Annotated in this window: 1 protein-coding gene; it reads right to left on the bottom strand. The window is 75.5% G+C overall.

Annotated elements, in window-relative coordinates:
* Positions 1–233 (bottom strand): hypothetical protein (locus B7767_RS47050; protein ID WP_373408281.1); only part of this gene is annotated, 233 nt, incomplete at both ends.

Below are 233 nucleotides of genomic sequence, written 5' to 3'. Positions count from 1 at the left end.
CGGCCGAACCCAGTGTGCGCCAGGGCCCGTCACCGACCTGGGCGGCGAACACCACCCGGTCCAGCCCGCCGCCGTCCACCTCGGCGGAGACCTCCACGTCACCGGTCGCACCGGCCGCCGGAGCCCGCACCGACACCGACGGCTTCGCCGACGGGGACCTCAGCGCTTCGGCCGCCTTCAGCACCACCGCGGACAACGGCGGCACCTCCACCCGCACCTTCCGGTCCGCACCA

Origin of the sequence: Streptomyces sp. 13-12-16 (genome assembly GCF_002114215.1) — a bacterium.
In the GTDB taxonomy this organism is placed as follows: Bacteria; Actinomycetota; Actinomycetes; order Streptomycetales; family Streptomycetaceae; genus Streptomyces.
The sequence above is the reverse complement of the archived record's forward strand: the minus strand, read 5'-3'. Positions and strand labels throughout refer to the sequence as shown.